This window comes from Streptomyces sp. NBC_01089 (assembly GCF_045162975.1).
Classification (GTDB): domain Bacteria; phylum Actinomycetota; class Actinomycetes; order Streptomycetales; family Streptomycetaceae; genus Streptomyces.
In genome coordinates this window covers 4,645,815-4,658,086 of record NZ_CP108660.1, presented here as the reverse complement: position 1 = coordinate 4,658,086, position 12,272 = coordinate 4,645,815, and the positions used below count along the sequence as shown (strand labels likewise).

General features: G+C 71.9%; 12 protein-coding genes. 7 read left to right on the top strand and 5 right to left on the bottom strand.

From position 1 onward, the window contains the following. Nucleotides 1-69: 69 nt before the first annotated feature. Nucleotides 70-1,071 (bottom strand): carbohydrate-binding protein, encoded by a 1,002-nt coding sequence (locus tag OG510_RS20840; RefSeq protein WP_406138671.1) that lies wholly within the window; start codon nt 1,069-1,071, stop codon nt 70-72. Nucleotides 1,072-1,169: 98 nt separating this feature from the next. Further along, nucleotides 1,170-2,858 carry a diguanylate cyclase CdgB gene (gene cdgB / locus OG510_RS20835; protein ID WP_406138669.1) on the bottom strand — a complete coding sequence of 563 codons (1,689 nt, stop codon included), beginning with the start codon at nt 2,856-2,858 and terminating at the stop codon, nt 1,170-1,172. A gap of 327 nt (nt 2,859-3,185) precedes the next feature. Here cdgB and OG510_RS20830 point away from each other — a divergent pair, with 327 nt between their 5' ends. After that, nucleotides 3,186-3,740 (top strand): flavin reductase family protein, encoded by a 555-nt coding sequence (locus tag OG510_RS20830; RefSeq protein ID WP_406142467.1) that lies wholly within the window; start codon nt 3,186-3,188, stop codon nt 3,738-3,740. 57 nt (nt 3,741-3,797) lie between these two features. On the opposite strand, the gene arfB is transcribed toward OG510_RS20830, so the two are convergent. Next, nucleotides 3,798-4,226 carry an alternative ribosome rescue aminoacyl-tRNA hydrolase ArfB gene (arfB, locus tag OG510_RS20825; protein ID WP_164267189.1) on the bottom strand — a complete coding sequence of 143 codons (429 nt, stop codon included), beginning with the start codon at nt 4,224-4,226 and terminating at the stop codon, nt 3,798-3,800. 190 nt (nt 4,227-4,416) lie between these two features. On the opposite strand from arfB, the gene OG510_RS20820 reads away from it, so the two are divergent. The 3 genes from OG510_RS20820 to OG510_RS20810 all read left to right on the top strand — a co-directional run bounded on the left by OG510_RS20820 (nt 4,417) and on the right by OG510_RS20810 (nt 6,170). Then, a complete protein-coding gene (locus tag OG510_RS20820; RefSeq protein WP_406138668.1) occupies nt 4,417-4,992 on the top strand; it encodes a TerD family protein in 576 nt (191 codons plus the stop codon). Nucleotides 4,993-5,171: 179 nt separating this feature from the next. Then, nucleotides 5,172-5,711 (top strand): hypothetical protein, encoded by a 540-nt coding sequence (locus OG510_RS20815; RefSeq protein ID WP_406138667.1) that lies wholly within the window; start codon nt 5,172-5,174, stop codon nt 5,709-5,711. Between the two features lie 162 nt (nt 5,712-5,873). Beyond that, on the top strand, nt 5,874-6,170 hold the full coding sequence (locus tag OG510_RS20810) for a DUF6917 domain-containing protein (RefSeq protein WP_406138666.1): 297 nt from the start codon (nt 5,874-5,876) through the stop codon (nt 6,168-6,170). A 55-nt stretch (nt 6,171-6,225) separates the two neighbouring features. Here OG510_RS20810 and OG510_RS20805 read toward each other — a convergent pair whose 3' ends face one another. Beyond that, nucleotides 6,226-7,623, bottom strand: coding sequence for a M1 family metallopeptidase (locus OG510_RS20805; RefSeq protein WP_406138664.1), 1,398 nt, complete (start codon nt 7,621-7,623; stop codon nt 6,226-6,228). 199 nt (nt 7,624-7,822) lie between these two features. Here OG510_RS20805 and OG510_RS20800 point away from each other — a divergent pair, with 199 nt between their 5' ends. After that, entirely contained in the window at nt 7,823-8,320 is a 498-nt protein-coding gene (locus tag OG510_RS20800) for a hypothetical protein (protein ID WP_406138662.1), read from the top strand. Nucleotides 8,321-8,498: 178 nt separating this feature from the next. Here the strand turns inward: OG510_RS20800 and OG510_RS20795 are convergent, their stop codons facing one another. Next, entirely contained in the window at nt 8,499-9,182 is a 684-nt protein-coding gene (locus tag OG510_RS20795) for a pentapeptide repeat-containing protein (RefSeq protein ID WP_406138661.1), read from the bottom strand. A gap of 161 nt (nt 9,183-9,343) precedes the next feature. On the opposite strand from OG510_RS20795, the gene OG510_RS20790 reads away from it, so the two are divergent. Then, nucleotides 9,344-10,507: an FAD-dependent oxidoreductase gene (locus OG510_RS20790; RefSeq protein WP_406138659.1), complete on the top strand. Its 1,164-nt coding sequence runs from the start codon at nt 9,344-9,346 to the stop codon at nt 10,505-10,507. A 213-nt stretch (nt 10,508-10,720) separates the two neighbouring features. Further along, the gene (locus OG510_RS20785; RefSeq protein ID WP_406138658.1) at nt 10,721-12,241 is read left to right on the top strand and encodes a DHA2 family efflux MFS transporter permease subunit; all 1,521 of its coding nucleotides are present in this window, start codon (nt 10,721-10,723) and stop codon (nt 12,239-12,241) included. Nucleotides 12,242-12,272 lie beyond the last annotated feature (31 nt).

Here is a 12,272-nt window from a genome sequence, read left to right as displayed (position 1 = left end):
GCGAGGCCGGCCGGCCCTCCCGGACAGGCCCTGGTCGCGGGGGCCGGTCGGCACTCCGGCGGCGGGCCCTCAGGAGGACTTGCCGTCGCGGGTCTGCAGGAAGACCTGGTCCAGATTGACCCCACACTGATCACCGTTCTCACAGGAGATCTTGATCGTGTTGGAGCCCTTCTTGAGGTTCACCAGGTTCCAGGTGTTGGTCCACCCCTTCGAGGCGTCACCGTCCGGGGCACCGGCGTAGTTCTTCATGTTGACCGAACCGGGCTTGGCATCGCCGTTGACCGTGAGCGTGGTCTTGGCGTCCTTGCCCGGCACGCCGTAGTTGACCGACAGCCGGTAGGTGCCGGCGGACGGCGCGTCGACCGTCCAGGTCGCCGAGTCACCCGGCTGGTTGAGGACGACATACGTACCGTCGGAGCCCTTGGCCCCCGGTACGTCCTTCGCCGTCGTCGCCGCGCCGCCGAGCTGCAGCGTCGCCGCGTCCTGCTTCGGCAGGTCGGCCTTCGGGGGCGCCGACGCACCGTGGCTCGGCTGAGCCGACTCGGACGAGGAGGTCCGGCCGCCGCCCGCGTTGTCCGCCGCGGAGTCCTGGCCCTTCGAGTCGCCGCCGCTGGTCGCCAGCGCCACACCGATGCCGATGACGACGACCGCGACCACCGCGACCGCGCCGATCAGCAGGCCCTTGTGGTTCGGGCCGCCGCGGCCGCCGCCGTTGCCCTGCTGGTACGGGGGCTGCTGGACGGGAGGACCGCCGGGGTACGTCTCGGGCGCCGCGTACTGCGCGGTGGGCCTGCCGTACGCCTGCTGCTGGCCGTACTGCTGGGGCGGCTGCCCGTAAGGCTGCTGGGGGGCCTGCGGTGCCTGCTGCCCGTACTGGCGCTCGCCGACGGTCCGCACCTGGTTGTACGACGTCCGGGGCACCCCGGGCTGCCCGCCGGACGTCGGACCCGGGTACCCGTATCCGCCGCCGCCGGGCGGGGGAACGGCACCTGCTGCGCGGCCGTCCTCGTACAGATAGCCGAACGGATCGTCGTCCTCGGGCGTGCTCGCGCCGTTGTTGCCGGCCGTCATCCCTTGCACTCCTCACACATCGCTGACCCGGGCGAGCCTACCCCGTACGGATGAACAGTCCGGCCAGTCCGCACTGCGCCTGCCCCCGCCGGGAGGCCCTATCCGGCCCGCCGGTGCAGCTTCGACCTGGAGCGTTTCTCCACGTACATCCGCTGGTCGGCGGAGCGCAACACCTCTTCGACGGTCATGCCGCAGCTGGCCCAGCCGATCCCGAAACTGGCCCCGACGCGGACCGCCCTGCCGTCCACCCTGATGGGCGGAATGATCGCGTTGCGCAGCCGGACGGCCAGGTCGGCCGCGTCCGCCGAGCCGAGGCCGTCCGCCAGGACGACGAACTCGTCGCCGCCGAGCCTGGCGACCGTGTCGCCGTCGCGCACCCCGGACGTGAGCCTGCGCGCCACCTCGATGAGGACCGCGTCCCCGGTGTGGTGGCCGAATCTGTCGTTGATCGACTTGAAGCCGTCGAGGTCGCAGAAGAGCACCGCGAGGCCCTTCGTCCCGTCGTCGGCCTCAGCGCCGGGCCCTGTCCCGCTCCCGTCGTCGGTCTCGCCCGACGGGGCGGCCGTGTGCACATGCTCGTAGAGGCCGCCCGCCCCGCCGCCGAAGGCGAACGGGCTGGTCCCGTACGAGTGCTCCACCCCCGTCGGCCCCTGCTCGTACGCCGCGTCGAGCGCCTCGATGGCCGTCTCGCCCACCGCGTCGGGCCACTCGCAGAGCCGGGAGCTGAGCCGGGCGCGCAGCTCGGCGCTGTTGGGCAGCCCGGTCAGTGAGTCGTGCGACGCGCGGTGCGCGAGCGCCAGCTCGTGGCGCTTGCGCTCCTCGACGTCCTCGACGTGGGTGAGCAGGAACCGGGGACCGTCGGTGGTGTCGGCCACCACCGAGTTACGGAGCGAGACCCAGACGTACGAGGTGTCGCGGCGCCGCAGCCGCAGCTCGGCGCGGCCGCCCTCGGCCGAGGTCCGCAGCAGGGTGCCGACGTCCTCGGGGTGGACCAGATCGGCGAAGGAGTACCGGCGCATCGCGGACGCGGGCCGGCCCAGGAGGCGGCAGAGCGCGTCATTGGTCCGCAGCAGCCGGCCGTGCTGGTCGCCGCCCATCTCCGCGATGGCCATCCCGCTCGGCGCGTACTCGAAAGCCTGCCGGAAGGACTCCTCGCTGGCGCGCAGGGCCTGCTGCTCGCGTTCGAGACGGACCAGGGCGCGCTGCATATTGGCGCGCAGCCGGGCGTTGGTGATCGCGATGGCGGCCTGGAAGGCGTACATCTGGAGCGCTTCCTGGCCCCAGGCGCCGGGGCGCCTGCCATTGCGCGGGCGGTCGACGGATATGACGCCGATCAGCTCGCCGCCCGAGGCGTCGGTCGCGTACATCGGCGCGAAGAGCCGGTCGGAGGGGTGCCACTCGTCCTCGAAGCGCGGCTCGGGGCCTGGATTGTGCACCTGCGGCACGTCGTCGTGGTCGAGGACCCAGCCCTCGGTGTACGGGATGAACCGGAGGTCGCCCCAGGCCACGCCCATGGAGAGCCTGCGCTCCCAGGACGTACGGGGGCCGACACGGCCGGACATCAGGGCGGCGGCGGAATCGTCCCCGGCGAGGGCCGCGACCATGAGGTCGCCGTCCGGGCGCACCAGATTGACGCAGGCCAGCTCATAGCCGAGACCGGCCACGATGCCGTCGGCCACGGTCTGCAGCGTGTCCGCCAGACTGCGGGCCTGATTGAGATTGGCGACCGCTTGATGCAACTGCCGCAGGGTCGCAAGACGGACGTACGGCTCCGACTCGCTCTCCATCGTTCGCTCTCCCCGAGACCTCGACAGCAACTCCAGGGTTCTTTGTCGGCGCTCTTGGTGCAGTGTCTCCGCCACTGAATCACAGCGAGCTGTGCGTCAGGTACGCAGGGTCAACAATTTATGCCGGTCGTGACTCAAGTCACAACAGTTCCAGAAGGGTTGAATGAGAAGCAACGGGTGTGGCAGGGCGGGCCGCGGGACCGGTGGCAGGTCCGTCGGCAGGGCCGGCAGCGCTTCCGGCGGCGGTCCTAGGACCCGTCTGGTCCTGTGGCCCGATGCGGGTCCGCGGCGGGCGCGGCTAGCGTTCCCGGTGTGTTCCAGCTCGATGTGTCCCAGACGGTCCCCGCCCCGCGCTCCGCGCCCATCCCCCATCCTGAGGGGGTGAGCAACGACGATTTCCGTGCCGCCATGTCCCGGCTGACCGCAGGCGTGGTGCTGGTGACGGCCCATGACGCGGACGGCGGCCCCCGGGGCGCCGACGTCGGGATGACGGCGACCGCGTTCATGTCCGTGTCGCTGGAGCCGCCGCTGGCGATGGTGAGCGTACGGAACGGCTCCCGGATGGACGACCTGCTCGCGGAGCAGCCGTACTGGGCGGCCTCGCTGCTGGCGGACGGCCAGCGGCAGATCGCGGGCCGGTTCTCGATGAAGGGCCGCATCAGCGACGATCTGCTGTTCGCCGACGTCCCGTTCACGCGCGGGGAGGTGTCGGGGGCCCCGCTGGTCGGTGGCGCGCTGGCGACGCTGGAGTGTGTGACGGAGCAGCGGGTGGAGGCGGGGGACCACACGCTGGTGATCGGCCGCGTCCTGACGGCGGACCTGCCGGTCACCGAGGGCAGCCCGCTGGCGTACTTCAGGGGGCAGTACCGGCACCTGGGGTGAGGGGCCTGAGGCGGCCCCGGCAGCCGGGGCGAGAGAGGCGATCGGGGCGGCGGACGGTCAGTCCCAGCCGCGGCCCGCGCGGCCCCGCTTGGTGTCGCTGCGCTGCTTCTTGTTCCGCAGGCGCCGCTCGTTGATGCCGCGGGGGATCTTCGTGGCCCGCCGCGGCTTGGGCGGCGGCGCCGTGGCCTCCGCGAGCAGCGAGGCGAGCCGGACCGCGGCCATCTCCCTGTTGCGCCACTGCGACCGGTGCTCCGACGCCCGTACGGTGACCACCCCGCCGACGAGCCGCGGGGCCAGCCGCTCCAGGGCGCGCTCCTTCCAGACCGGTGGCAGCGCCTCCGTGTTCGCGAGGTCGAAGCGGAGCTCGACCTGCGTGTCACTGGTGTTGACGTGCTGACCGCCGGGTCCTGACGAGCGCGAGAAGCGCCACATGAGTTCGGCCTCCGGCAGGGAGACCGCACCACGGACGACATAGGGACCGGACATGTCTCCATGGTCGCTGGTCCCGGCCGGTGCGTCATCCGCTTTTCACGGCCGGCCGGGCCACGCGCCGGGTAAAGAAAGCAAAGAGGGCAAAGAGAGTTGGAACCTCTCGGTCCCCTGCCGACGTTATGGCGGGTGACGGTAGCGTCGTGACCACACGAAGCCCGCGCACAGAACGGAAAGGGACATCCCCATGGCTGTAAGCCTGTCCAAGGGCGGCAACGTCTCCCTCACCAAGGAGGCCCCGGGCCTGACCGCCGTCACGGTGGGCCTCGGCTGGGACGTCCGCACCACCACCGGAACCGACTTCGACCTCGACGCCTCCGCCATCGCGGTGAACACCGAGGGCAAGGTCTACTCCGACGGCCACTTCGTCTTCTTCAACAACAAGGCGACGCCCGACCAGACCATCGTGCACACCGGTGACAACGTCACGGGCCAGGGCGAGGGCGACGACGAGCAGATCAAGGTCAACCTGGCCGGTCTGCCCGCCGACATCGAGAAGATCGTCTTCCCGGTCTCGATCTACGACGCGGAGAACCGCTCGCAGAACTTCGGCCAGGTGCGGAACGCCTTCATCCGCATCATCAACCAGGCAGGCGAGGCCGAGATCGCCCGCTACGACCTGAGCGAGGACGCCGCCACCGAGACCGCCATGGTCTTCGGCGAGCTCTACCGCAACGGCGCGGAGTGGAAGTTCCGCGCGGTCGGCCAGGGCTACGCGTCGGGCCTGGTCGGTATCGCCCAGGACTTCGGCGTCTCGGTCTGACACCACGGTGCCCCGGTGACCCGGTGACGTCACGGGCCGGGCTCACGGCAACTGCCGGGGGCCCGGCCCGTTCGACGGTCGTTCGGCGGTCATTCGGCGGTCGTTCGGCGGTCGTTCGGCGGTCGGGACCGTACGGCGGTCCTGCCCGCTCGTCGGTGCGGTCGTGCTCCAATGGCCGGGTGAGTGACATCAACGTGTCCCTTGGGCCGCTGGAGCGGGTCAACGACCGCTGGATCGTGGGGAATTGCCTGCGGCCGGACGGCGCATGGCTGGAGTTCCGCGCCGACGGGCTGTACCAGCACGCGGGGCGCGAGGGCCGCACGGGGAAGACCGAGGAGCGGGTGATCCCCTGGTCCAGGGTGATGCTGATCGGTTTCACCCTGGGCGGCAAGTACCCCCCGAAGGGCTCGTACGGGGTGCGGGCGCTCCTCGGCGGGCTGCCGGGGCCATGGCGGGGGCACGGGCGCGGCTATCTGCACCTGACGCTGCGGCACCCGTACGAGAACGGGCTGGTCGCCTTCGACCGCCACCCCCGCTGGTACGACCTCACGCACCTGTCGTGGTTCCAGGAGTTGCTCCGCCAGACAGCCGGCGAGGGCGAGGCACACCGGTTCGGCGACGCGGAGTGGCTGGGCCGCGCGGTCGGAGCGCTGGCGGGCCGGCGGATCCGGTCGGCCCGCGGGATGCGGGAGGCGGTGGCCGCGGCCCGGCAGCTGTGACACAGGACGCGCGGGCCGGGACCGATACCGCCCTGGGCCCGGCCCGCCCGCTTCCCTCCCGCTTCTATCTGGCGGCTCTGGAGCGCGACCCGGACACGGAGCTGACAGCCGTGTGCGATCCGGACACGACCCGGCTCGCCTCCGCTCCGAGGCTGTCCGCTCATGACCGCCGGGGAGGACGGGGCCAAGCGCACGGTGCACGGGCCGCTCGTCAAAGTGCTCACCCACCGGCGGGAGGGCCGGGGCATGGCACTGGAGCCGTTCGCCGCCCGGTGCGTCCGCCGGGGCGAAGTGCACGAACTCGTCACCACCGACCACACGGAGACGGCCGCCGGAGCCCGGATCGACCGTGTGGGGTTCCTGGGCTTCGTGGAGATCGGCTGTGCCGGGGAGACGCGGGTCAGGTTCGAGCAGCAGGCCCGGGCGGGGCGCACACCCGGTGGCGGTACGACGGCCTGACCGGGTACGCCCCGGCGGCGGTACGACGCCCTCACCGGGTACATCCCGGCGGCGGCTACGACGGCCTGGCCGGCTTGTCCTTGCCGTACAGCCAGGTCTTCCAGATCGCGCTCAGGTCCTTGCCGGTCTTCTTCTCCGCGTACCGCGTGAAGTCCGCCGTACTGGCGTTGCCGTATCTGTGGTCCCTGGCCCAGCCCCGTACCAGGGCGAAGAACGCGGTGTCACCGGCCTTCCTGCGGATCATCTGGAGCACCATCGCGCCCCGCCCGTACACCGGTGAGGCCGAGATCTCCTTCGGGCCCGGCGGGTCGGCCGGCGGGAAGTCCCAGTTGCCCTCGGAGTCGTACGCGTCGTCGAAGTGGTCCTGGACGCTCTCGCCGCCGTGGTCGGCGTCCCACAGCCAGGTCGCGTACGTCGCGAAGCCCTCGTTCAGCCACATGTCGCGCCAGGACTCGGGGGTCACCGAGTCGCCGAACCACTGGTGGGACAGCTCGTGGACCAGCGTCGACAGGCTCGCCTGGTCGCCGGGGAGCACCGGCCTGGTCTGTGTCTCCAGCGAGTAGCCCGCGGCCCCGGCCGGGGCGATGACCGCGCCCGTCGAGTCGAAGGGGTACGGGCCGAACTGCTTGCTCTCCCACGCGATGATCTCGGGGATCCTGGCCACCGCGGAAGCGCTGCTCTCCGCCTCCGACGGGGCGACCGCCGTGAAGACCGGCAGTCCGGACGGGGCCGTGAAGGAGTGCGTCCGGTAGTGGCCGATCGCCAGCATCGCGAGATAGCTCGCCATCGGCCGGCCGGTGTGCCAGTGGAAGGTGGTGCGGCCCGCGCTGGTCCGCTGTGAGGTCAGCCGGCCGTTGGAGACGGCCTGGAGCCCGGCCGGGACGGTCACCGTGATGTCGTACGTCGCCTTGTCGGACGGGTGGTTGTTGCCGGGGAACCACGCCATGGAGCCGGTCGGCTCGCCGAGGGCGAGTGCGCCGTCCTCGTCGTCCGGCAGCCAGCCCTCCTCGGACGCGTCCGGGTCGGTGATGGTCTTCGGCTCGCCCCCGTACCGGACGACGGTACGGAAGGTGGCGCCCCGCGTGAGGTCGTGGTGCGGGCGGAGGGTCAGTTCGCTGCCGGCCCGGTTGACCGGGGCGTACCGGCCGTCGACGGTCGCGCCCCGCACGGTCATGCCCGTGAAGTCCAGGCTGAACGCGGAGAGGTCCTGGGTGGCGCGGGCGGTGATGTCGGCGGTGCCGGTGAGCCGGCCGGAGTCCGGATCGTAGGCGAGGGTCAGGCTGTAGTGGCTGACGTCGTAGCCGCCGTTGCCCAGCCGGGGAAAGTACGGGTCGGGGTCGTGCAGCCGGTCACCGCCCGGCTTCCCGTGCACGCCACCGCCGCACGCCGCGAGGAGCAGCAGGGCGGCACCCACCGCTGCGGGGACGGCTGTACGGCGTCGGCGCTGGTCCACGTCTCGATCCTATGAGCGAGCAGCGGAGACGTGCACCGCGGGGCGCGCGGGGTGTGCGGGGTGCACGGGGTGCGCGGGGTGTCTGGGCATCGTGAGGCGCGCGGGGTGTCTGGGTGTCGCGGGGCGGGGCGGAACCGGGCGGGCGGGGCCCGGGGGCCGGGCGGCGCCCCGGTGCGCCCGCCCGTGACACCATCGGGCTGTGCTCGACATCGGCTACTCCCTCTCCCGGCGCTTCCCGGATCCCCCGCAGACCGACTACCGCCGTGCGGACGTCCAAGCGCTGCGGCACGACCTCTTCTGCGGCGACGTCTACCTCGCCGACACCAAGGCGGACCGCGAGGTGTCCACAGCCTGGGGATGGGTTCCGGTGCTGGACTTCGCGTGGGCGCTCTGCGACATCGTCGAACAGATCGACCGGGACCCGCGCGGCAACCGCGCCTCGCGGCCGCAGCACGCGGAGCTGGACTTCACCGAGTCGACGGACCGGATGCTTTTCGAGCGGCGGTTCGGCTGGGTGGATGTCGCCGCCGACTGGATGCCGGTGGAGGAGGACCCGCTGACCTTCGGGCACAAGCTGCTCAGGCGGGAGGCCAGGGACTTCCTGCACGACCTGATCGCGGACCTGGCGGACATGCATGAGGGGCTTGCGGACAACCCGGTGATCTGGGACCTGCAGGGGCGGTTCCCCCGGGTCTAGGGCGGACCGCCGTGCGGTGCAGCGGGGCCCCAGCGCCGTAGGGGTCGAGGCCCGGGTGCCGCAGGGCCCAGAGCCGTAGGCCCCAGCAGCGTAGGCCCCAGCGCCGCAGGGCCCAGAGCCGTAGGCCCCAGCGCCGCAGGGCCCGGTGGCGGCCGTCCGGGGACCGGGCCCGCCGGGGCTACTCGCCCGGCACCGCCACCCGTACCCCGATCTGGGCCGCGAACGCCGGTGCCAGCGACAGCAGTTGCGCCGGGCTGATGACCGCGCCCGCCAGCCGCTCCACCCCACGGGCGATGTCCAGCTCGGCCACCGTCCGCAGATCGACGTCCTTCATCCGCACTCCGCTGAAGTCCGCCCCGCGCACCGTGCACCCGGTGAACTCCACCCGCTCCAGCCGCGCCGACCCGAAGTCCGGTTCCGCCAGGACGCAGTTCTCGAAGACGACGTCCTTGAGGCGCGCCTCCCGAAGGTTCAGATAGTCGATCTTCCCGCCGCGCACCACCACCCGCTCCAGCACCGCTCCGTGCAGCTGCACACCGCCGAGCCGTGCGTCCAGCACCTCGACATCGCGCAGGGACGCCTCCGCGAGATTCGTACCCACGCCCCTCGCCCCGGTCAGTACGGAGTCGATGAAGCGCGCCCGCACCAGCTCCGTCGTCTCCAGCACACACTCGCGCAGCGAGCAGTCCATGAAGCGGGCCCCGCGGCCCGACTGTCCGGTGAAGTCCTCGCCGGTGAACTCCAGTCCGTCATAATCCCCATCGGGCTCAAGGCCCCGCCCGGCATAGGGACTCAGGGGTGGAAGCCGCACTTCCGGTCGCCGTACCTGTGGGGTTCTCTTCGTGCCGTTCCGTGCTGCCATGTCTTCATGGTGACCCACACCACTGACATCGAACCTTCCCGGATGTCACATCTGCGTCCGCTCCATCCGTCCTGATGACAGGAGAGCGTCCGAAAAAGAGCGGGCACCCTCCGGAACAGACACAGGACAGGACAGCAGGACAGGACAAGAGGAGACGGATCATGCGCCGCATCACCGTGGTCGGCGGAGGTTTCGCCGGGCTCACCGCCGCCATCACAGCCGCCGAATCGGGTGCGCGGGTCACCCTGCTGGAGGCGCACCAGGCCCTGGGCGGCCGGGCCCGTACGGCCGAGGGCCCGTACCGCGTCAACGAGGGACCGCACGCGATCTACCGCGGCGGGCCGCACTGGAGCTGGCTCAAGACGCGGGGGCTGCTCGGCCCGGTCGTGGCCGTACCGCCCCTGGAGGCCGCCCGGCTGCGGGTGCACCGCGGCGGGGCGCTGCGCAGGACACCGCCGCTCGCGCTGCTCAGGCTGGCACGGCGGCCCGCCGGGCAGGCCCCCGTCGACCAGGATTTCCTCACCTGGGCCACCTCCCAGGTCGGCGAGGCGGGCGCCCGCGCGGCCGCCCACTTCACGGGGGTCGCCCTCTTCCACCACGACCCGGGCTCGCTCTCCGCCGCGTTCGTCCAGGCCCGGCTGCGCCGCGCCGCGTCACTGCCGCCCGAGGCGCACTTCGTACGGGGCGGCTGGGGCGCCCTGGTCGACCGGATGGCCGGCCGGGCCCGGGAACTGGGCGTACGGATCGAGACCGGCGCCCGCGTCGCCGAACTCCCCACCGCTGAGGGCCCGGTGATCGTCGCGACCTCACTGGAAGCGGCGGGACACCTGCTCGGCGACTCCGCCGGTCTCAACTGGCCCAGCGGCCGTACGACGCTGGTCGACATCGCGCTCAGGACCCGGCGCGGCGACGCCTGGGTGATCTCCGACCTCGACGCCCCCGGCTGGCTCGAACGCTTCACCGCCCAGGACCCGACCCTGGCCCCGGCCGGCGAGCAGCTGATCCAGGGGCAGCTGCCCATCGCGCCGGACGAGGCGAAGGCGGACGGTCTCGCCCACGCCGAGCGCCTGCTCGACCTGGGCTTCCCCGGCTGGCGCGAGCGCACCACCTGGCGCGGCTCGTCCGTCGCGGCCGGGCGCACCGGGGCGGTCGACCCGCCCGGCACCACCTGGCGCGACCGGCCGGCCGTCCGGCGCGGCGACGGGGTGTTCCTCGCGGGCGACCGGACCGCGGCGCCGGGCATGCTCGCTGAGGTCTCCTTCAACAGCGCGCTGGAGGCGGCCACCCTGGCGCTGACCTCAAGCGGGATCGAGGTTGCACCGTAGTACGGGAACGGGCGCGGGTGCCGGGGGAAACGGTGTGGGCGCGGGGCACGGGTGCACGGAGGCACGGGCCCGGGTGCGCGTCAGCCAAGAACCACCACTCACCCGGCCCGACCCCCACCACCAGGAGCGCACCACCAGGACCGCACCCGCGCCACCAGGCCCACACCACCTGGACAAGAAGCGAACCGCCCCATTCTGTGATCCTCTGGACAAATGAGCGACGCGGCGACCTCCACCCCGGGGCCCACCAGTCCCGACCAGCCCGACCCCCACCGCTGGTGGGGGCTGGGCATCATCGCGCTGGCGCAGCTGATGGTGGTGCTCGACGCGACCATCGTGAACATCGCCCTGCCGTCCGCGCAGCACGACCTCCACCTCAGCAACGGCAACCGCCAGTGGGTCATCACGGCGTACACCCTGGCGTTCGGCGGGCTGCTGCTGCTCGGCGGCCGCGTGGCCGACCTCGTCGGCCGTAAACGCACGTTCATCATCGGCCTCATCGGCTTCGCCGCCGCCTCCGCCCTCGGCGGCGGGGCGGTCAACGGCTCCATGCTCTTCGCCTCCCGCGCGCTCCAGGGCGCGTTCGCCGCCCTGCTCGCGCCGTCCGCGCTCTCCCTGCTCACCACGACCTTCTCGCTGGGCAGGGAGCGCGCCAAGGCGTTCGGGATCTACGGCGCCATCGCGGGCGCGGGCGCCGCCATCGGATTGCTTCTCGGCGGCATCCTCACCGAGTACCTGGACTGGCGCTGGTGTCTGTACGTGAACGTGCCCATCGCGGCCCTCACCGTCTTCGGCGCGTTCATGCTGCTCAGCGACCGGCAGGGGCAGAAGGAGAGCCATCTCGACATCCCGGGCGCGATCCTCGGCTGCGGGGGTCTCGTCGCGATCGTCTACGCCGTGAGCGAGGCCGAATCGCACGGCTGGTCGTCGACCCTGGTGATCGCCCTGCTCATCGTGGGCGCCGCACTGCTCTGCGTCTTCGCCTGGTGGCAGACGCGCGCCGCCCACCCCATGCTGCCGCTGCACATCATCAAGGACCGCAGCCGCGGCGGCTCGATGATCACCATGGCGATGGCGACGCTGGCCATGTTCGGCCTCTTCCTCTTCCTGACGTACTACCTCCAGAACGTCCTCGGCTACAGCCCCATGCGCGCGGGCATCGCCTACCTCCCGATGTCCGCGATGATCATCATCGTCTCGACCCAGGTCTCGGCCCGGCTCCTCCACTACGTACCGCCGCGCCTGCTGATGGCACCCGGCATGCTGATCGGGGCCGGCGGCCTCTTCGCGCTGACCTACATCGGGCCGCACTCCAACTACGTCGAACACATCCTGCCGGGCACCATGCTGCTCGGCCTCGGTATGGGCCTCGTCTTCATGCCGGTGATGGCGACAGCCACGTCGGGGGTGGCCGCCCAGGACTCGGGCGTCACATCGGCGACCGTCAACACGGCCCAGCAGGTGGGCGGGTCGATCGGTACGTCCCTGCTGAACACGATCGCGACGACGACCACGGCGAGCTACCTCGCCAGCCATATGCGGCCCGGCATCAACAAGATGCAGCAGGCCCAGCTCTCGAAGACAGCCGTGGTGCACGGCTTCAACATCGCGACGGCGTGGGCGGCCGGCATCATGGTGGTGGGCGCGGCACTCGCCTTCTTCATGGTGACCGCCCACTCACCCAGCCGCCGCGAGGCGGCCGAGGCGGAGGCCAACGGGGAGACGGCGGGCTGATAGGGCGGCCTCAGAGGGCGGGCCGACCGAG